The 19,206-nt window shown below is 65.1% G+C and carries 22 protein-coding genes; 16 read left to right on the forward strand and 6 right to left on the reverse strand.

All coding sequences use genetic code 11. The annotated features are described in order from the left end of the window. The 10 genes from JQ566_RS04535 (at nucleotide 1) to JQ566_RS04580 (ending at nucleotide 7,913) form a co-directional block, all read left to right on the forward strand. The gene (locus JQ566_RS04535) at nucleotides 1-1,191 is read left to right on the forward strand and encodes a CaiB/BaiF CoA transferase family protein (RefSeq protein ID WP_212370481.1); all 1,191 of its coding nucleotides are present in this window, start codon (nucleotides 1-3) and stop codon (nucleotides 1,189-1,191) included. Then, on the forward strand, nucleotides 1,188-2,351 hold the full coding sequence (locus JQ566_RS04540; RefSeq protein ID WP_212370483.1) for an acyl-CoA dehydrogenase family protein: 1,164 nt from the start codon (nucleotides 1,188-1,190) through the stop codon (nucleotides 2,349-2,351). Before JQ566_RS04535 ends, JQ566_RS04540 begins: the two co-directional genes overlap by 4 nt. Nucleotides 2,352-2,362: 11 nt before the next feature. After that, on the forward strand, nucleotides 2,363-2,770 hold the full coding sequence (locus JQ566_RS04545) for a MaoC/PaaZ C-terminal domain-containing protein (RefSeq protein ID WP_212370485.1): 408 nt from the start codon (nucleotides 2,363-2,365) through the stop codon (nucleotides 2,768-2,770). A gap of 3 nt (nucleotides 2,771-2,773) precedes the next feature. Beyond that, entirely contained in the window at nucleotides 2,774-3,205 is a 432-nt protein-coding gene (locus tag JQ566_RS04550; RefSeq protein ID WP_011086090.1) for a MaoC family dehydratase, read from the forward strand. Nucleotides 3,206-3,213: 8 nt separating this feature from the next. Beyond that, complete coding sequence (locus JQ566_RS04555; RefSeq protein ID WP_249139186.1) at nucleotides 3,214-4,152, forward strand: dihydrodipicolinate synthase family protein; 939 nt, start codon at nucleotides 3,214-3,216, stop codon at nucleotides 4,150-4,152. Nucleotides 4,153-4,168: 16 nt separating this feature from the next. Further along, entirely contained in the window at nucleotides 4,169-4,471 is a 303-nt protein-coding gene (locus JQ566_RS04560) for a DUF4286 family protein (protein ID WP_249139187.1), read from the forward strand. A gap of 121 nt (nucleotides 4,472-4,592) precedes the next feature. Then, nucleotides 4,593-5,429 carry an ABC transporter substrate-binding protein gene (locus JQ566_RS04565; protein ID WP_212370496.1) on the forward strand — a complete coding sequence of 279 codons (837 nt, stop codon included), beginning with the start codon at nucleotides 4,593-4,595 and terminating at the stop codon, nucleotides 5,427-5,429. A gap of 19 nt (nucleotides 5,430-5,448) precedes the next feature. After that, the gene (locus JQ566_RS04570) at nucleotides 5,449-6,180 is read left to right on the forward strand and encodes an amino acid ABC transporter permease (RefSeq protein ID WP_061882212.1); all 732 of its coding nucleotides are present in this window, start codon (nucleotides 5,449-5,451) and stop codon (nucleotides 6,178-6,180) included. Further along, nucleotides 6,177-6,968, forward strand: a complete 792-nt coding sequence (locus JQ566_RS04575) for an amino acid ABC transporter ATP-binding protein (RefSeq protein WP_283814316.1) — start codon at nucleotides 6,177-6,179, stop codon at nucleotides 6,966-6,968. Before JQ566_RS04570 ends, JQ566_RS04575 begins: the two co-directional genes overlap by 4 nt. A gap of 18 nt (nucleotides 6,969-6,986) precedes the next feature. Beyond that, nucleotides 6,987-7,913 carry a dihydrodipicolinate synthase family protein gene (locus tag JQ566_RS04580; protein WP_249139188.1) on the forward strand — a complete coding sequence of 309 codons (927 nt, stop codon included), beginning with the start codon at nucleotides 6,987-6,989 and terminating at the stop codon, nucleotides 7,911-7,913. Here the strand turns inward: JQ566_RS04580 and JQ566_RS04585 are convergent. From JQ566_RS04585 to JQ566_RS04610, 6 genes are read right to left on the reverse strand one after another with little or no spacing between them, the layout of a single operon-like run. Further along, nucleotides 7,910-9,214, reverse strand: a complete 1,305-nt coding sequence (locus JQ566_RS04585; RefSeq protein ID WP_212370500.1) for an LLM class flavin-dependent oxidoreductase — start codon at nucleotides 9,212-9,214, stop codon at nucleotides 7,910-7,912. The two genes, JQ566_RS04580 and JQ566_RS04585, sit on opposite strands and share 4 nt — an antisense overlap. A gap of 4 nt (nucleotides 9,215-9,218) precedes the next feature. After that, nucleotides 9,219-9,977 carry an ABC transporter permease gene (locus tag JQ566_RS04590; RefSeq protein ID WP_212370502.1) on the reverse strand — a complete coding sequence of 253 codons (759 nt, stop codon included), beginning with the start codon at nucleotides 9,975-9,977 and terminating at the stop codon, nucleotides 9,219-9,221. Next, nucleotides 9,974-10,789 (reverse strand): ABC transporter permease, encoded by an 816-nt coding sequence (locus JQ566_RS34470; protein WP_212370504.1) that lies wholly within the window; start codon nucleotides 10,787-10,789, stop codon nucleotides 9,974-9,976. The genes JQ566_RS04590 and JQ566_RS34470 overlap by 4 nt, the downstream gene beginning before the upstream one ends. Beyond that, a complete protein-coding gene (locus tag JQ566_RS04600; protein WP_212370506.1) occupies nucleotides 10,786-11,802 on the reverse strand; it encodes an ABC transporter substrate-binding protein in 1,017 nt (338 codons plus the stop codon). The genes JQ566_RS34470 and JQ566_RS04600 overlap by 4 nt, the downstream gene beginning before the upstream one ends. 23 nt (nucleotides 11,803-11,825) lie before the next feature. Continuing rightward, nucleotides 11,826-12,605 (reverse strand): class II aldolase/adducin family protein, encoded by a 780-nt coding sequence (locus JQ566_RS04605; protein ID WP_212370508.1) that lies wholly within the window; start codon nucleotides 12,603-12,605, stop codon nucleotides 11,826-11,828. Then, a complete protein-coding gene (locus tag JQ566_RS04610) occupies nucleotides 12,602-13,465 on the reverse strand; it encodes an ABC transporter ATP-binding protein (protein WP_212370510.1) in 864 nt (287 codons plus the stop codon). The genes JQ566_RS04605 and JQ566_RS04610 overlap by 4 nt, the downstream gene beginning before the upstream one ends. A gap of 223 nt (nucleotides 13,466-13,688) precedes the next feature. Here JQ566_RS04610 and JQ566_RS04615 point away from each other — a divergent pair, with 223 nt between their 5' ends. The 6 genes from JQ566_RS04615 to JQ566_RS04640 all read left to right on the forward strand — a co-directional run bounded on the left by JQ566_RS04615 (nucleotide 13,689) and on the right by JQ566_RS04640 (nucleotide 19,094). Further along, nucleotides 13,689-14,405 carry a GntR family transcriptional regulator gene (locus tag JQ566_RS04615; protein WP_212370513.1) on the forward strand — a complete coding sequence of 239 codons (717 nt, stop codon included), beginning with the start codon at nucleotides 13,689-13,691 and terminating at the stop codon, nucleotides 14,403-14,405. Nucleotides 14,406-14,472: 67 nt separating this feature from the next. After that, nucleotides 14,473-15,252: an SDR family oxidoreductase gene (locus JQ566_RS04620; RefSeq protein WP_063708464.1), complete on the forward strand. Its 780-nt coding sequence runs from the start codon at nucleotides 14,473-14,475 to the stop codon at nucleotides 15,250-15,252. Nucleotides 15,253-15,259: 7 nt separating this feature from the next. Beyond that, entirely contained in the window at nucleotides 15,260-16,405 is a 1,146-nt protein-coding gene (locus JQ566_RS04625; protein WP_212370514.1) for a pyridoxal phosphate-dependent aminotransferase, read from the forward strand. Between the two features lie 11 nt (nucleotides 16,406-16,416). After that, nucleotides 16,417-17,298, forward strand: a complete 882-nt coding sequence (locus JQ566_RS04630) for an alpha/beta fold hydrolase (protein ID WP_212370517.1) — start codon at nucleotides 16,417-16,419, stop codon at nucleotides 17,296-17,298. Nucleotides 17,299-17,301: 3 nt separating this feature from the next. After that, nucleotides 17,302-18,555 (forward strand): Zn-dependent hydrolase, encoded by a 1,254-nt coding sequence (locus tag JQ566_RS04635; protein WP_212370519.1) that lies wholly within the window; start codon nucleotides 17,302-17,304, stop codon nucleotides 18,553-18,555. An 8-nt stretch (nucleotides 18,556-18,563) separates the two neighbouring features. Beyond that, nucleotides 18,564-19,094 carry a flavin reductase gene (locus JQ566_RS04640; RefSeq protein ID WP_212370520.1) on the forward strand — a complete coding sequence of 177 codons (531 nt, stop codon included), beginning with the start codon at nucleotides 18,564-18,566 and terminating at the stop codon, nucleotides 19,092-19,094. Nucleotides 19,095-19,206 lie beyond the last annotated feature (112 nt).

Genomic DNA, 19,206 nt, shown 5'->3' on the forward strand with positions numbered 1-19,206 from the left:
ATGAACCTGCTCGACGGCGTCAAGATCCTCAGCTTCAATCATTACCTCGCAGGCCCGCTGGCCGCGCAGACGCTGGCCGATCTCGGCGCCGACGTCATCGCGGTCGAGCCGATCGAGGGTGCGTTTCAGCGCAACTGGGCGGTCGCCAATCATTTCGTCGCAGGCGACAGCGTCAATCATCTGGCCACGGGGCGCAACAAGCGCAGTCTTGCCGTCGATCTCAAGCATCCCGACGGCATTGCCGCGGTGAAGAAGCTGGTTGCGACCGCCGATGTCGTGATGGAGAACTTTCGGCCGGGCACCATGGCCAAGCTCGGTCTCGGCTACGACACCCTCAAGGCGATCAATCCCAGCCTGATCTATGCGGTCGCGACCGGCTTCGGGTCGGAAGGGCCCTACAAGGATCGGCCGGGGCAGGACCTACTGCTTCAGGCGATGTCGGGCCTTGCGATGCGGACGGGGCGCGCGGACGGCGAGCCGACGGCGGTCGGCGCTGTCATCGTCGATCAGCATGCTGCCTCGCTCTATGCCATGAGCATCCTCGCGGCGCTGTTTGCCCGGACGAAGACCGGGAAGGGTCAGCTCGTCGAAGTCAACCTCTACCAGGCCGCGCTCGATCTCCAGGTTGAGCCGCTGACGGCCTGGCTGAATGGCGCGCCATCGCCGACGTCGCGCGGTCCGGCCGGTATCGCAGCTTGGTTCAGTCCCGGGCCATATGGGGTTCACGCGACGGCGGATGGTCATATGGCGATCTCCATGGCCACGCCCAAGGCGCTGGCCATCGCGCTCGACAGTGAGGAGCTGAAGCAGTTCGGCGACACCCACAGTTTTTCGAAGCGCGAGGAGATCACGCGGATCGTGGCAGCCCGCCTGAAGCAGAAATCGACGGCGGAATGGCTGCCCTCGCTTGAAGCAGCACGCATCTGGCACGCGCCGGTGCAGGATTATCGCGATCTCGTCTCCGATCCCCAGCTCAACCATCTCGGCGTGTTCAAGAGCGCCGAAAGTGCAGGCGGTGCGCCGATCCGCATGGTCGCGCATCCCGCGCGCTATGATGGCCGGACGCCCGAGGTGCGGCTGGTGCCGCAGCGGCTGGGTGCGCAGACCCGCGAGGTGCTCGGCGAGATCGGCTACGGCGCCGCGGAGATCGACGCGATGGTCGCCGGCAAGGCCGTCGGAGTGGTGCGATGATCGATTTTTCTCTCCCCGAGGAGACGCGCCTCCTGATCGATACCGTCCGCCGCTTCGTCGAGACGGAGGTGCAGCCGCTCGAAGACGTCGTCGAGCAGACCGCCAAAGTGCCGGCCGATGCGCTGGCGGTCACCAAGGCCAAGGCGCAGAAGCTTGGCCTGTACGCCATGAACATGCCGGCGGATGTCGGCGGCGGCGGGCTGTCCTGCATCGAGCATTGCCTGGTCGAAGAAGAGTTCGGCAAGACCTCCGACGCACTGATCCGCCGCGTATTCGGCCAGGTCTATCCGATGCTGATGGCCTGCAAGGGCGATCAGGTCGAGCGGTACCTGCTGCCGACCGTGAAGGGCGACAAGATCTGCGCGATGGCGATCACCGAGCCGGGCGCCGGTTCCGACGCGGCATCGATCAGCACCACGGCGCATCTCGACGGTGACCAGTGGGTGCTGAACGGCACCAAGCATTTCATCAGCGACGGCGACATCGCCGACTACATCATCCTGATGGCGCTGACCGACAAGGAAAAGCGGGCCCGCGGTGGCATCACCCTGTTCCTGGTCGACCGCAGCACGCCCGGCTTCAACGTCGCGCGCACCCAGCCGATGATGGGCCATCGCGGCTACGGCCATGCCGAGCTGAGTTTTGAAGACTGCCGCATTCCGAAGGCGGCCGTGCTCGGCGAGGTCGGCGGCGGCTTCAAGCTGATCATGCAGAGCGTGCTCCAGATCCGGCTCGCCCATATCGGCGCGCGCGCGGTCGGCATGGCGCAGCGCGCGCTGGAGATGATGCGCCGGCACGCCGGCGAGCGGCGCCAGTTCGGCCAACTGATCGGCGATTTCCAGATGGTGCAGAAGCTGATCGCCGATTCCGCCACCGAGATCTTCGGCGTGAAGATGATGGTGATGAACGCCGCCTGGGATATCGACCAGGGTCGGGACGCGCGCGACAAGGTCTCGATGATCAAGGTCGCGGCCTCCGAGATGCAGGGCCGCGTCGTCGACCGCGCCATCCAGGTGTTCGGCGGCATGGGCTTCAGCAAAGACCTGCCGCTGGAGCGGATGTATCGCGATGCCCGCGTCACCCGCATCTATGACGGCACCTCCGAGATCCATCGCATGCTGGTTGCGCGCAGCACCATCAAGAACGGCTTGCAGCTCTAGGGAAGCGATCGATGTCTCACGCACCTCTCAAGCCCGGCGCCGCCTTCGCCTTTCGCAAGACCATGACGGTGGCCGAGCAGGCGATGTTCACCGGCATCAGCGGCAATCTCGGCGGTCTCTATGTCGATGCCGTCCGCGCCAGGAAGTCCGGCGCCTCCAACATGGTCGCCTTCGAGCTCGCCGTCGGTGGTCTCGCCACGACGTGCCTCAGCCAGCTCGGCGGACCGACGCGGCGGATTGGCAGCATCGCGCTGAATTTCGCTGCGCCCGTGATCGTCGGCGAGTCCGTCGAAGCCAGGGCCGAGATCGTCTCGGTTGCCGGCGATGATGCGGTCTGCCGCGTCACCTGCACGCTGTCGCCCTCCGGCGCGACCGTGGTGGACGGCACTGCAACACTGGTTCCCTTCGCGAAGGGCTGAGCCATGTACGAGCCAAAGTCCTTCGACGATCTCAAGGTGAATGACAGGGTCAGCCTGAGCAAGACCATCACCGAGGCCGATGGCGCGCTCTATATCGCCGCGACCGGCGATTTCGGCCCGGTTCATGTCGACGAGGTCTATGCCGGCGCGACGCGCTTCGGCCGCAGGCTGGCGCCGGGGATCATGGTCGCGGGCCTCTGCACCAGCATCCTCACCAGCGAGCTGGTCGGCACCATCGGCGTCTCAGTGGAGGACCGCTTCTGGTTCACAGGTCCCGTGTTCTACGGCGACACGCTGACCTTCGACGTCTGGATCGCCGAGCAGCACGACGAGACCCGCACCATCATCTGGGAGGCGAGCGCGCGCAACGAGGGCGGCCTCGAAGTGCTGAAGGCGCGCGCAAGCCTCAAATTCCCGCGGCGCAAACCGTCATGATCAAAGCGATGAAAAAACCTGATTTGCGCGGCGTCACGGTCGCCACCGTGCTACCCTTCAGGGACGACAGCTCGATCGACTGGGACGGCTATTCCCGCGTGCTGGACTATTGCGCTTGCCCGGATGGGGTCGCGGCGGTGTTCGTCAATGGCCACGCGGGCGAGGGCGGATCGCTCTCGGATGACGAGCGTCAGGCCGTGATCGAGCGGACGCGCCGGCAGATCGGCGCCAAGCCGCTGCTTTCAGGCATCATCGCGCATTCGACGGCGGAAGCGATCCACCAGGCCCAGCTCGCGGAAGCGGCCGGCGCCGATTGCGCCGTGTTGTTCCCGCCTGCGCCGCTCGGCGGCGGCGCCTCGGCGACCTCACGCGCGCCACTGGCTTTCGTGCAGGCGGTCAGCTCCGCGATCGGAATTCCCGTGTCGATCTTCCAGTACCCGCTTGCGTCCGGGTTTGGCTATTCGCCGGAGACTCTCGCGAAAATCGCCGCGCTCGACAGCGTCATCGCCGTCAAGGAAGGCAGCGACACCATGCTGGCCTATGACGAGAACCGGCGGGCGGTGAAGCAGGCCGATCCCTCTGTCGCAATCTTGCCGTCGAACTTCAACTGGTTCCTGCCGCAGCTTGCCATCGGCGGGGACGGCATTCTCTCCGGCCTCGTCAGCCTCGCGCCGCATCTGTTCGCAGCACTGTGGCAGGCCTCGCTCGCCGACGACCTCAAGGCGATGCGCGCCGTCAACGAACGGCTCTATCCGATCGTGCGGTCGATCTACGGGCCTGCGCCGATCATGGACATGCACACGCGCATGAAGGTCGGGCTGAAGGCGCTCGGCCTGATCCGCAACGCCGATCCGCGGCCGCCGCTGCTGCCGGTTCTGCCTGCGCTGTGCGATGCCATTGCAACGACGGTCGGCGCGGCGCGCGCGGCCGGCGACATTCGCACTTAGCATGAGGGGCGAGCCGATGCCGGACGACGCCTTCATCCATATCGTGCGGGTCGACATCGATCCCGAGCACGAGGCTGCGTTCAATGCCTGGTACGAGCAGAAGCATTTCCCGGATCTGCTCGCTTGTCCCGGCTGGCTCTCGGCCAAGCGCTTCGTCACCGTCGGCGACGGGCCGAAATACGCCGCCATGTACGAGGTTGCGGGCAGGTGGGCGTTCGAGACGCCGGAGTTCCTGAAGGTGAAGGGCTTTGGTCCGTTCGAAGCCCTGGTGAAGAATTTCATGCGCATTCAGCTCAGGCCGATGTCGGGATCGGCTTGAGCAGATCGAAGACGGTGCTGCCTGCCGTGTCGCGAGATCCAGCCGGCCGCATCCAAGAAATGTCGAGGGGAATCCCGGGCGAGGAACTGCATCGGTCATTGGCGTCTTACTGGAGGTATCCATGGTCTCGACACTGTTTCGCTTGAGTGCGGCCGCCGCACTCGTTCTTGCATCCACGGCGGTGCATGCCGCCTGTACGCCCGCAATCACCGATGACAATCTGATTGCGCCCGGCAAATTGCAGCTCTCCATCAACCCGACCAATCCGCCGCAGCAATTCGTCGACAAGGACGGCCAGTTGCAGGGCCTCAACGTCGAGCTCGCCGCCGAGCTCGGCAAGCGGTTGTGTCTTCCCGTCGAACTCCTCCGGATGGATTTTCCGGCCATGATTCCTGCCTTGGGCGCAGCGCGCATCGACGGCGTCAATACCGGCATGTTCTGGACCGAGGAACGCTCGAAGCTGATGTACATGGTGCCGTATGCCATTCAGGCGATCTCGGTCGTGGTCGCACCCGATAGCGGCACAAAAATTGCTACCGAAAATGATCTGATCGGAAAATCATCCGCCGTCGAGGTCAGCAGCTACCAGATGAACTGGCTCAAGAAGCTCAGCGATGCCAGCGTAGCGAAAGGCGGAGCGGCCGTCGAAATGCGCACGTTCCCGACTGCGACCAACGTCGTCAGCGCGCTGCTTGCGGGCCAGGTGGATAACGCGCTGCTGGTCGACAGCGTGGCACGCGATCTCGTCGGCCGTGGTCGCGTGAAGGAAGTCCTGAGCGGGCTCGGCACGGCCAGGACCACGCTCGGTTTCCGCAACAAGACGGTCGCCGATACCGTCGTCAAGGCGCTCAACGCGATGCGCGCCGACGGCAGCTACCAAGCCCTGTTCGACAAGTTCGGCCTGACCAGTATGCCGGCCGACCAGCCGCTTGCGATCGCCGGCCCCGGTCCGGCCTGATACCCACGGAGACGAGCCGATGAGCCATTTCAGTCCGACGGCCGCCGTCAGCTACTTCTTCAACTACTTCCTGATGAAGGGAGTGCTCGTCACCATCGGCTTGACGGTGGCGGCGGTCGTCGGTGGATTGATCCTCGGCATGGGCATCGCGTTGCTGCGCATGTCGTCCAATCCGGTGCTCGCGGGCGCGGCGCGGTTCTACATCTGGTTCTTCCGCGGCACGCCGCTCCTGATCCAGCTGGTGGTGATCTACAGCGGCTTGCCGCAGCTGGGCATCAAGTTCAGCGTGATCACCTGTGCACTCGTCGGCCTGATCCTCAACGAAGCCGCCTATCTCGCCGAGATCGTGCGCAGCGGCTTCATGGCGGTCTCGGCGGGGCAGCGCGAAGCTGCCTGGGCGCTCAGCCTGTCGCCCTGGGTCACGTTCCGCCGCGTGACCCTCCCACAGGCGTTCCGGCTGATGATCCCGCCGCTCGGCAACTCCATCAACTCGCTGTTGAAGGCAACCTCGCTCGCTTCCGTGATCTCGGTTGAGGAGCTGATGCGCCGCAGCGACATGCTGATGCAGGAGCATTTCCAGATCCTCGAAGTCTATGCGGCCGCAACGGCGTATTACCTGATCCTCACCTCTGTATGGGATGCGGTTCAGCGCCGGCTCGAGAAGCATTTCGGTCGATCGAGTGCCGCGAAAACCAGGCGGGTCGCAGCGAGCGCGCCGGTTGCGCAGGCGAGTGTGGAGGCCCGTGCATGAGCGAGAGATCGATGGCTAGGGCCGAAGGTGCAACAGTGCAGCCGCAGCTCCGTGAGGTGCCTGCGGTTCGAATGGAGGCGGTCTACAAGCACTATGGCGACTTCACCGCGTTGAACGAGGTCGATCTCAAGGTCGCCAAGGGCGAGAAGATCGTGGTCTGCGGTCCCTCAGGCTCGGGCAAGTCGACGCTCATCCGCTGCATCAACCACATCGAGAAGCATGATGAGGGCCTGATCTACGTCAACGGCGTCGAGCTCGATCATCAGCGCAAGAACATCGACGCGGTCAGGCGCGACACCGGCATGGTGTTCCAGAGCTTTAATCTGTTTCCGCACATGACGGTGTTGGAGAACTGCACTTTGGCGCCGATGACCGCGAACGGCTTGAGCGAGGCGGAGGCCAAGGATCTCGCCATGCACTTCCTGACAAAAGTCCGGATTCCCGATCAGGCCGAGAAATTCCCCGGGCAGCTGTCGGGCGGCCAGCAGCAGCGCGTCGCCATCGCACGCGCGCTGTGCATGCGTCCCAAGATCATGCTGTTCGACGAGCCGACTTCCGCGCTCGACCCCGAGATGGTCAAGGAAGTGCTGGAGACCATGAAGAAGCTTGCGGAGGAGGGCATGACCATGCTGTGCGTGACGCATGAGATGGGCTTTGCCCGCGAGGTCGCCGACCGCATCGTGTTCATGAACGAGGGCAAGGTGGTCGAGCAGGCCGCCCCGGAGGAATTCTTCAAGCATCCGAAGTCGGAGCGGGCGCGAACGTTCCTCGACCAGATCATTCACTAGCTGGCGATGTCGGCCACGATGCGGACATTCAGCGATCGCCTGCGCGGCATTCACGCCGCCACCGTCCTGCCGATGACGCCCGATTTCGAGGTCGACGAGGCGCAGCTCGCAGCCCATGTCATCTCGGTTTCGTCCACGCCCGGCATCAATGGGCTCCTCGTCAACGGCCACGCCGGCGAGAATTTCGTGCTGTCGCTGTCCGAGAAGCGGCGCGTGGTCGAGCTGGCGCGTCAGCACGCGAAGGAATGCCTGATCGTCTCCGGGGTCAATCATGAATCCAGCCTGGAGGCCGCGCGCGAGGCGGCTGCGCTGGAACAGGCCGGCGCCGACGGGCTGCTGGTGTTTCCTCCCAACAGCTGGGCGCTCGGCCATGCCGATGATTGCGTGATCGAACATCACCGCCACATCCGCGATGCCACGACGGTACCCTTGATGCTCTACGCTGCGCCCGTCGGCGCGGGCGCGATGGCCTACGCGCCGCCGCTGCTGACGCGGCTTGCCGCCGATCCTCGCTTCGTTGCGGTGAAGGAGGGCAGCTGGGAGGTCGCAGCCTACGAACAGAATCTCAGGCTGATCCGGAAACTGCGACCGGACTTCGTCGTGCTCGGCTCGGGCGATGAGCATCTGATGACGAGCTATATCTTGGGCTCGGCCGGCAGCCAGGTCAGTCTCGCCTGCGTCGTGCCGGAGCTTGTGGTCGGCCTCTGGACTGCCGCCGAGGCCGGCGATTGGGAGCGGGCGCGCGCCGCGCATGAGAAGCTGTATCCTCTGGCGATCGCGATCTATCGTGAGGCGCCCGGAGGGCGGGCGACCGTGCGGCTCAAGGCGTGCCTGAAATTGCTCGGACGCCTGTCTTGCGATGCGGCGCGGCCGCCGCAGCCGCCAGCGACACGCGGCGAGTTGCAGGCACTCGAGCAGGCACTGCGAACTGCCGGCGTGCTCTAAGCCGCGAAGAACGGATTGGCCGGCCGCGCGAGGCCGAGATGATCGCGCAATGTCGTTCCCTCGTAGTCGCTGCGGAACAGTCCGCGCTCCTGCAGGATAGGCACGACGAGCTGGACGAAATCTTCGAACCCTTCGTGGAAATAGGGCGGCATGACGTTGAAGCCGTCGGCGGCGTGCTCCTCGAACCACAGCTGGAGCGTGTCGGCGATGCGCTCGGCCGAGCCGCACAGCACCCAATGGCCGCGGGCGGCGGCGGTGAGATTGTAGAGATCACGCAGCGTCATGTTCTCGCGACGGCCCTTGGCGAGCATGACGCTGGCGAAGCTGTGATAGTTGTCCGACGGCGCGATGTCGGGGATCGGCCCGTCCAGATCGTAGGCCGACATGTCGCGGCCGAAGCGGTCCGAGAGGATGGCGAGTGCGTTGCTGCCGCTGACGAAGCTCTGCAGCACGTTGAGCTTCTCGAACGCCTCCTTGTCGGTACGGCCGACGACGGGCATCACGCCCGGCAGCACCGTGACGTCCTCCGCTGTACGCCCGAACGCTGGGAGACGCGTCTTTAGTGAGGCGTAGCCAGCCTTGGCCTCGTCGATGTCCTGCACCACCGAGAATACGATGTCGGCGGTGCGCGCGGCGAGTGCTTGTCCGGCCTCGGAGCCGCCGGCCTGGAGCACGACGGGGCGGCCTTGCGGGCTGCGGCCGATATTGAGCGGACCCTTCACCTTGAAGAACGCACCGTCATGATCGATCGGGCGAAGCTTCGCCGGATCGATGTAGAAGCCGCTGGCGCGGTCGGCGACTATGGCATCATCCGCCCAGCCATCCCACAGGCCCTTGACGACGTCGAGGAACTCGCCCGCCATCTCGTAGCGGCGGGCGTGATCGGGATGGGTGGTGCCGAAATTCGCCGCGGTCGCCGGATTGGCCGTCGTCACCGCGTTCCATGCGGCGCGACCGTTCGAGATGTGATCGAGCGAAGCAAACACGCGCGCGACCGAAAACGGATCGCTGTAGGTGGTGGAGACGGTGGCGCCAAGGCCGATATGGTTCGTCGAGGTCGAAAGCGCCGCCAGCATCGTCAGCGGTTCGAGCCGCAGCGTGTAGGAGGGATGGGCGGCAGCGTCCGCGTAGAGATTATCGCCCATGAAGATCAGGTCGAACTTGCCGCGCTCGGCGGTGCGGCCGATCTCCTGGATCGCCGCAAAATCCTGAAAACTGTCGACCGCGCCGGGATAGCGCCATCCCGCGACATGACTGCCGGTGCCGAGGATGAACAATCCGAGATGCATCTGTCGTTTCATGGCATCATGTCCAGAACAGGATTTTTCTCTCAAGGAAGCCGATCAGGCCGAAGAAGGCGAGGCTCGCGGCGGAGGCGACGAAGATCGCCGACCAGACCTGGACGAAGTCGATCTGGAGCACGGCCTGGTAGATCACCCAGCCGAGCCCGCCATGGGCGCCGAGCATCTCGGTGACGATCGCCACGATGACGCTGCGCACGGTGGAAACGCGCATGCCGGCGAGCAGCAGCGGCAGCGCGGTTGGCAGGCGTAGGCGCCACAGCACGCCAAAGCGGCTGGCGCCAAAACTCTTCATGAGGTCAACGGCGCGGCGATCGACCCGGTCGAGCCCGGCCAGCATCGACAGCAGGATGGTGAAGCTCACCGCCATCGCCACCATCACGATCTTCGAGCTGACGCCGATGCCGAACCAGAGCAGGATCAGCGGCGAATAGCCGACCACGGGTACCGAATTGATCGCGGTCGCGAACGGCAAGATCGCGCTGCGCAATGCCGGCACCAGTGCGATGGCGACGGCGAGGCCGATGCCGATCAGGGACCCGAGGCCGTAGCCGACCAACGCTTCAAGCAGGGTGTAGCCCGCGGCATCGATGAGTATCGCGCGCTTCGACCAGAGACCCGCGACGATGTCGCTGACCGCGGGGAGAACATAGGCCGGCAGATGCAGTCCACGCGCCACGCCCTCCCAGCAAGCAATCAGGATGACAGCGCCGAGAATGCCGCGCTGGACGGCGAGCGAGGGGGAGGCGAGTGCCCGGCTCATTGCTCGGCGCTCCAGAACACTAGCCGCCGCTCCGCCGCGGCGACCACCGCATAGAAGCCGGTGCCGAGCAGGGCCGCGGCGAGCAGGGCGCCCCAGATCGCGACGACGTTCTCGGTGAACATGGCCTGGAGCAAGAGCACGCCGAGCCCGGTGGTGTCGCCGAACCATTCGCCGACGATGGCGCCGACGAGGCTCAGCGACGCGGCGAGCCGCAGCGCGACGAAGATCTGCGGCAACGCGGTCGGCAGTTGCAAACGGAGGAGGAGCTGGCGGTTGGAGGCGCCAAAGCTGCGCATCAGCGCGACCTGTTTGGGATCGACGGTCTCGAGGCCCAGCAGCGTGTTCACCGTCACCGGAAAGAAGGTCAGATAGAACGCGATGATCGCCTTGGCGAGCAGCGTGTTGCCGAACCACAGCACCACCAGCGCGCCGAAGGCGATGACCGGAATGGTCTGCGACACCACGAAGATCGGAAACACCATCTCGCGCAGCGCGCGGACGCGGAAGAACACGACGCCCATGAGCACGCCGAAGGCGCCGCCGGATGCAAAGCCAATCAGCGTCTCCGCAAGCGTGCGCAGGAAGCCGTCGACATAGGCCCGAGGTGTTGCCGCCATCGCCTCCAGGATGGTGCTGAGGCGCGGCAGATAATAGGGTCGGATGCCGAACAGCAGCACCGCGCCTTCCCAGATCACCGCCGCAATGGCGAGGCCGAGCAGGAGCCGGATCAGCTTGCGCAGCGAATCCGGTATCGTGATCGACCGCGTCGCGGCGGCGGCCTCACTGAGCGATGTCGCGGCAGGGCCGCTCACGGCAGCCGGTCCGCCACGGGGACGCTCTGGACGAAGCTTGCATCATAAGCGGCGGCAAGATCCAGCGGCTTGGAGATCACGCCATACTTCAGGAAGAAGTCGTGGGCGGTCTTGACCGCGTCCGCGTCGATCCAGAACATGCCGTTCTTGGCGGCCGCGCCTGCGGTCATCAGGCGCTTAACCTCCGCGAGCATGAACTCCTGCTGCGTCCGATCGAGCGTCGGGGCTGCAGCCATCACCGTGTCGACGGCACCCTTGGGATCTGAGAAGGCGTCCTTCCAGCCCTTCAGCGAAGCGCGCAGGAACGCCTTGACCAGCTCCGGCTTCTCCTTGGCAGTCGTCTCGGCGACGATCAGCGTGTCGCGCGGGAAGGTGATGCCGTAATCCTCGGCGACGAAGGTCTTCAGGCTGTCCTTCGGCATGCGCGACTGGATGGTGTAGAATTCGTTGTAATAGGTCGCGGTGACGACATCGACGCTGCCGTCGACGAAAGGCGTCACTGATACCTGCTGCGGCTGGATCTTCAATTCATCCGGCTTGATGCCTTCCTTGGCCAGCATGCCGTTGAGCACGTGATTGGCGCCCGTGAACCAGGTGGTGACGGTCTTGCCCTTGAAATCCTGGATCGTCTTCACCGGCCCGTCCTTGCGGGTGACGAAGATGAACGGCGTGATCTGGTGCGAGACGCCGATGCAGACGATCGGCAGGCCCTTGTCGCGGGCCGCGAACACGCTGTCGGTGCCGCCCGACAGGCCGAACGTGTCAGCGCCGGTCGCAACCAGGTTCTCGGTGAGCAGATTGGGTCCGCCGGGATTGATGGTGAGGTCGATGCCCTCGGCCTTGTAATAGCCCTTGGCGGCCGCGACGTAGAAGCCGGCGAACTGGGCCTGCGGCAGCCATTTCAGGCGCAGGCTCGCCTTTTGCGGCTCGGCTGCGGGCGCAGCCGTGACAAGCGAGCCGGTCGCCAGTGCGATGGCGGAGAGGACGGAGAAGGCGTGGCGTCGGCTCAGCATGGTCATACTCCAGGCGGTGAAAATCAATTGCGGTAGGACGGATCGGTGCGATCGAGCTGGCGCATCAGCGCCGGCCATTCGCGTTCGCCGGGCACGAGGATGTCGCCCTGCAATTCCCAGAACTGGCGGGCGGCCTTTTCGCAGACCTCGTGCGGCGGCATCACCAGCGTGGCGCCGGCCGCGGCGGCCGCCTGCATCTGAAGCTGGATCCGCGCGGCGCGCTCGAAATAATAGAGCAGCATGAAGGCTTCGCCCGGCGTGCGGCCGACGGTGAGGATGCCGTGATTGCGCATCAGCATCACCTTGTGCGGGCCGAGATCGCGAACCAGGCGAACCTGCTCGTCGAGGTCGATGGCGACGCCTTCGTAGTCGTGGAAGGCTTGACGGTCGTAGAAGCGCATCGCGAACTGGCTGAGCGGCAGCAGGCCCTTCTCCTGCCCGGAGACCGCGACGCTCGCATCGGAATGGGTGTGCAGCACGCAGGCCGCGTCATGGTTCGAGGTGTGGATCGCAGCGTGGATGACGAAGGCCGCGACGTTGACGGCGTGGGGCGTGTCGTCGAGCTTATTGCCGTTAGTATCGATCTTCACCAGGCTCGACGCCGTGATCTCGTCGAACAGCAGGCCGTAGGGATTGATCAGGAACTGATCCTCGTGGCCGGGAACGCGCAGGGAGATGTGATTGTAGATCAAATCGTCCATGCCGAGCTTGGCGACCATGCGGTAGCAGGCTGCGAGCTTGATGCGGGCATCCCACTCCGCCGGATCGATCCCGCGCGCTTCTCTCGCTGACATCGCGTTCACTGCGGCTTCTCCTGCGCGATGGAGGACTGGAACGATTTCATGCTTTCCTCCTCGATCGCATCGAGCAGGGTGCGCTTGAGGCGGACGAATTCGGGGGAGGTGACGATCTCCGGACGGCGCGGGCGGGGCAGCTCGACGACCTGTTCGAGTTTCACCGAGCCGGGGCGCGCGGTCATGACCAGCACGCGGTCGCCGAGGAAGATCGCCTCGTCGACGTCGTGGGTGATGAAAAGAATGGTGCGGCGGTATTTCTGCCAGACGTCAAGCAGCCAGCGCTGCATCATCGCCCGCGTCAGCGCATCGAGCGCGCCGAACGGCTCGTCCAGCAGCATCAGGTCGCGCTCGAACAGGAAGGTGCGCATCAAGGCGACGCGCTGGCGCATGCCGCCGGACAATTGATTGGGGTACTGCTTCTCGAAGCCGGCCAGCCCGAACTCAGGCAGCATCTTCAGCGCCTTGGCGCGCGCCTGATCGCGCGGCATGCCCTCGACCTCGAGTGCGAGGATGGCGTTGTCGATCACGTTGCGCCAGGGAAACAGCAGGTCGCGCTGCGGCATGAAGGAGACCCGGCCAAGCAGGTCGGCGGCATGACAGCTCTTGCCCTCGAAGCGCAGGATGCCACCGGCGTCGGGCTCCTCGAGCCCGGCAACAATATTGAAAAGGGTGCTCTTGCCGCAGCCGCTGGGGCCTACGACCGTGACGAACTCGCCGGGGGCGACGCTCGCCTGGAGTCCCGACAGCGCCGCGACCGCACCGAATGTCTTGTTGATCGCGCGCAGCTCGAGCAGCGGCTCAGGCTTGGGCTGAGCCTGCGGGGCTTCGATGGTCGGCCCGGAATCGGGGAGGCGGGCTGCCTGCACCAGCATGTCCTTGTATAATGGCGGCGGCCATTCGCATACGAAAGCGGGCCGCGTCGAAATCTCTTAGCAACTCGTGTGCCAGTGCCATTTCCGAGCAAATCAGGCATAAGACTTGCGAGATCGACGGCGAAAAGGCCGGAGAGCCATGCCTCTCTGGAGAGAGCAGGTCATTTCGCTGGGATATGAGTGCCAATATGTATACGTATATTGGCATCGGAGAAACATGATGGCTGACGTTGGTGCACATAGCGCAGGCAAGCGCGTCAAGAATGGGCACGAGACCCTCACCGCGAGCCCCGGCATGACGCTCGCAGAGAGCCTGCGGCAGAAGCTAGAAGGCGCGATCGCTGCGGGCCATCTCGAGCCCGGCAGCCGACTCGACGAGCAGGAGATCGCCCAACGCTTCGGTGTCTCGCGCACGCCGGTGCGGGAGGCGTTCCGCCTGATGGCAGCGAATAATCTGGTCGAGCTGCGCGGCCGGCAGGGGGCGACGGTCCGCAGCATCAAGGCGCAGGCGCTGATCGAGATGTTTCAGGTCATGGCGGAGCTCGAGGGGCTCTGTGCGCGGCTTGCCGCAAGGCGCGTCTCCCAGGCCTGGGGTTCGGAAATTAGCGAGATTCACCAGAGGCTTGTCGCGGCAGGCGAGACCGGCGATATCGACGTCTTCTACGACATCAACCAGGAATTCCACGAAGCGATCTACGAGGCCTCGCGCAACAGCTTCCTCGCGGATCAAACCCGTAAGCTGCGCAATCAGGTGGCCGCCTATCGCCGCCGGGTGACGCGGATGCCGAACCGGATCGCCGACACGATCCGCGAGCATGAGGCGATCATGCAGGCGATCCTGGCCCACGACCCGGAGCGGGCGCACAGCGCCATGCGCGACCACGTCAACCTGCTCGGCGACAACCTCTTGGACTTCCTCGCCGCCTTCGAATGACCCTCCAGCCTCTTGGTATGCAAATTGCTAGAGCTTGTATATCTAGCTTGCATCCTGGAGACCCGGAGTGGACCTGAAGCTGACGAACAAGACTGCCCTCATTACCGGCGCGTCGAAAGGAATTGGACTTGCGGTGGCCGAACTCTTCGCCGCGGAAGGGTGTCATCTGCATCTCGCCGCCCGCAACGGCGAGGCGATGCTGGAGGCCAAGAAGCAGCTCGAAGCCCGCCATGGCGTGAAGATCACCATCCATGCGCTCGACCTGTCGAGCACGGCTGCGATGGAAAAGCTCGCGGCCGAAGTCGGCGATATCGACATCCTCATCAACAATGCCGGCGACATCCCCGCCGGCTCGCTGGAGATCCTCGACGACGCCGCCTGGCGGCGCGGCTTCGATCTCAAGGTGTTCGGCTACATCACGCTGTCGCGCCTCTATTATCCGCGCATGAAGGGCAAGGACGGTGTCATCATCAACATCATCGGCAATTCCGGTGAGAACTGGGACGCGAGCTACATCGCGGGCTCGACCGGCAATGCGGCGCTGATGTCCTTCACCAAGGCGCTCGGCGGCCGCAGCCTCGATCACGGCGTGCGCGTGGTCGCCGTCAATCCGGGTCCGGTTGCCACCGACCGCATGCTCAAGATCATGAAGCGCAAGGCGATCGACATGCTCGGCGACGAAAGCCGGTGGGAGGAGCTGTTCGACAAATATCCGGGCAAACGGCCCGCGACGTCGGAAGAGGTCGCCGATCTCGTCGCGTTCCTGTCCTCGCCGCGGTCGGGCTATATCACCGGCACCGTGGTCACGATCGATGGCGGCATCGCCGCACGTGGCTCGGTGATCTGAGGCGTCGATGTCGAAGCCTCAATCCGCCGTACTGGTCCGCAACCGCTATTTCGACGAGCTCTCGGCGACGCCGGGACTCTATTGGCTCGGCCAGAACACCAACCATGTCGAGAGCCACCCCGCCGTGCGCGAGGCCATGCTGCGCTCGATCGAGGCTGGCGAGTTCAACGCCTATGCCCCGCCGCTCGGCTTCGAGGCGCTGCGCGCTGCAATCGTCGCCGATCTCGGCACGCCCGGCGCCGAAGCGCTGGTGACCGAGGGTGGCGTCAACGCACTGGCGATGATCTGCCGTGCACGCTGCAAGCCGGGCACCACGCTGGTCACGACCGATCCGACCTGGAAATGGCCGTGCCTGTTCGCGCGCCAGCAGGGTGCCGAGGTGATCGAGATTCCGATCTACGACCCGGCCTGCAACTACCGCCTGACGCCCGAGGCACTGAAGGCGAATGTCGATGAACGCACCGCGATCATCTATCTCGTCGATCCCAACAATCCGCTCGGCATCCGCTACACGCGCGAGGAGATCGAGAGCTTTGCGGCGATCGCGCGCGATTGCGGCGCGCTGCTGGTGCACGACTGCACCTACCGCGATTTTGCCGACGGCCACACGCCGGCGCTTCACGTGGCGCCGCAAGGCTCCGTGGTCTCGACCAGCTTTTCGAAATGGCTCGGGCTTGCAGGCCTGCGGATCGGAGCGCTCGTCGCAGCGCCAGACCTGTTCGAGGAACTGGCGCAGACCTCCACCAGCGTTCTCGGCGCCAGCGTCATCGCGCAGCGCGCGGCGCAGGCGGGGCTATCGGTCAAGGCCGAGTGGATAAAGAAGGTCTGCAGCACCGACCGCGCCAACAAGGCGATGATCCAGGAGGCGGCGGCCGCGATCGAGGGACTGGCGCTGCCGATCATGCCCTCGCACGGCAACTTCCTGGTGCTGGAGACCATCGCGGCCGGCATCCGCCCGGAGGCGCTGGTCGAATGTTATCGCCGGCAGGGCATCATGATCCGCCAGGGCAACTATCACACCCAGCGCTTCGGCGACCGCTTCGTCAAGATCAGCACCTCCGTGCCGCAAGCGTGGGTCGAAAAACTTTGCACGCTGCTGCCGGAGATGGTCGCGCAGGCGCGCACGCTCAACGACCTGCCGCCGCAATTCTAGGGACGATGCCGATGACGATGATCACAGCGAAAGACGGCGTGAAGCTCCATGTGGAAGAGGCGGGCGAGGGCACGCCGATCCTCTTTATCCATGAGTTCGGCGGCAATCACGCAAGCTGGGAGCCGCAGCTGCGCTATTTCAGCCGGCGCCATCGCTGCATCACTTACGCCGCGCGCGGCTATCCGCCGTCGGACGTGCCCGACAGCGTGGAGGCCTATTCGCAGGGGATCGCCGCCGACGATGCGGTCGCTGTGCTCGATGCGCTCAAGATCGACAAGGCGCACATCGTCGGCCTCTCCATGGGCGGGTTCTGCACGGTGCATTTCGGCCTGCGTTCGCCAGAGCGCGCGCTGTCTCTCACGGTGGCTGGTGCCGGTTATGGCTGCGAGAAGGAGTTCGAGGAATATTTTCGCGGCGTCTCGCTCGAAGTCGCCGACAATTTCGAGAAGCAGGGCGCCAGGGAATTCGCCAAGATCTACGCGCTCGGCGCGAGCCGGGTGCAGTTCCAGAACAAGGACCCACGCGGCTGGCGGGAGTTCGCCGATCGCCTCGCCACGCACTCCGATCGCGGCGCCGCCAACACCATGCGCGGCGTCCAGGCGCGGCGGCCGTCGTTCTATGATCTCGAAGACGGCTTGAAAAAGATGATGGTGCCGACGCTGGTTATCGTCGGCGACGAGGACGACCACTGTCTGCAGCCCGGCATCTTCCTGAAGAAGACCATTCCCGCTTGCGGCCTCTCGGTCTTCCCCAAGACCGGCCACACGCTCAATCTGGAGGAGCCGGCGGCATTCAATGCATTGCTCTCCGAGTTCATCGCCCAGGTCGAGGCGGGTCGCTGGCTGCCGCGCGATCCGCGCGCGCTGCCGGGCCAGATCATGCGTACGAAGTAGTCGATGACGAGCCAGCCCCTGATCAACGCCGACCGGCTCTGGAGCCGCCTGATGGCACTCGCCGAGATCGGCGCGACGCCGGCCGGCGGGGTCAACCGGCAGGCGCTGAGTGACGGCGAGATGACCGCATGGCGTCGTGTCATCGGCTGGGCCGGCGAGGCGGGATTGACACCTTCGACCGATGCGGCGGGAAACCTGTTCCTGACGCTGGTCGGCCGCGACCGCGCCGCGCCGCCGTTTCTGCTTGGCAGTCATCTCGATAGCCAGCCGACCGGCGGCAAGTTTGACGGCGCGGCCGGCGTGATGGCGGCACTCGAAGCGGTCGTCTCGCTGGCCGAGCAAGGCGACAAGCCAGCGCGCGATGTCATCATCGTCGCATGGATGAACGAGGAAGGCTCGCGCTTCGCGCCGGGCATGATGGGTTCGGAGGCCTTCACGGCTGAGCGCGACATGGCGGTGATCCGTTCCGCGCGCGATGCAGACGGCATCAGCGTCGGCGAAGCGCTCGACCGCCTTCACGCGGCGTTTCCCGATCTGCCGCATAGGTCGCTCGGCTTCGCGGTCGACGCCTATCTCGAACTGCACATCGAGCAGGGACCGCTGCTGGAAGCGGCGGCCTGCACGATTGGCGTCGTCACCGGCATTCAGGGCAAGAAGACGTTTCAGGTGGTCGTCGAGGGGGCCGAAGGACACGCCGGCACGCTCGCGCAATCGGAGCGGCGGGATGCGCTTGCGGCCTTTGCGCGGATGGCGGCTGCGCTCCATGCCGAGATCGGCATCATCGATGCCGACATCAAGTTCACCATCGGCCGGGTCGCTGTCGTGCCGAACGCGCCGTCGGTGGTGCCGTCGCGCGTCAGCTTTAGCATCGATCTGCGTCACCCTGACAATGCCGTGCTCGACGCGGCCGGCGCGCGCATCAAAACTCTTTGCCAGGAGAAGGCCCCGCCGTGCTCGGTTACGGTGACGCCGCTCGTGGATGCGCCGTCGAACGTCTTCGATCCGCGCCTGCGCGCGAGCATCGCGAAGGCCGCGCGTGAGCAGGGGCATTCCGCCATGGCGATCCTCTCCGCCGCCGGTCACGATGCCCGTCATCTCGCAAAAGTCTGTCCGGCCGCGATGATCTTTATCCCGTGCCGCGACGGGGCGAGCCATGTCGAGCATGAATGGGCCGAACCCGATCATGTCGCGGCCGGCGCCGCCGTGTTGGCACAGGTGCTGCGCGAGCTCGCCCTCGCGCCTGCCATCGAGGGGTGAGGACATCGATGCAAGATGTGGCCCCTCGGGACTACCGTGACGCGATGGCCTGTCTCGGCGCGGCCGTCAACATCGTCACGACCGACGGTGCCGCAGGCCGCGCCGGATTTACGGCCTCCGCGATCTGCAGCGTCACCGATGATCCGCCGACGCTTCTGGTCTGCATCAACCGCGGCTCCTCCGCCTATGCCAGCGTGACCCGCAACAAGGTGATCTGCGTCAACGTGCTCTCGGCGAGGCACGAGCAACTGTCCCGCCTGTTCGGCGGCAAGGTGCCCGCCGAGGAACGCTTTGCCGCCGCGGATTGGTCGACGCTCGCGACCGGCGCGCCGGTGCTGGCCGACTGTGCTGCGGCGTTCGACTGCCGGATTGCGGATGTCGTCAATGTCGGCACCCATGACGTGCTGTTCTGCCGGGTCGTCGCTCTGCAAAGATCCGGCTGCACCGACAATCTGATCTATTTCGGCCGTGCCTATCACACGGTCGGGGTGACCGATCCCACCGAGGCTGGACCCGAATCCGCTTCTGGCCCATCCTGAGGGATGCCGGTGGCCATCGCCGGCCGTTCCAACAGCCGCCTCCGTGTCGACCGGATCTCGGCCGTGCGTTCCCCCTTGCAAGTCGCTGCCAGCATCCGGGGCTGCATTCTGC

It is taken from the genome of Bradyrhizobium sp. SZCCT0231 (genome assembly GCF_018130245.1).
GTDB classification, from domain to species: domain Bacteria; phylum Pseudomonadota; class Alphaproteobacteria; order Rhizobiales; family Xanthobacteraceae; genus Bradyrhizobium; species Bradyrhizobium japonicum_F.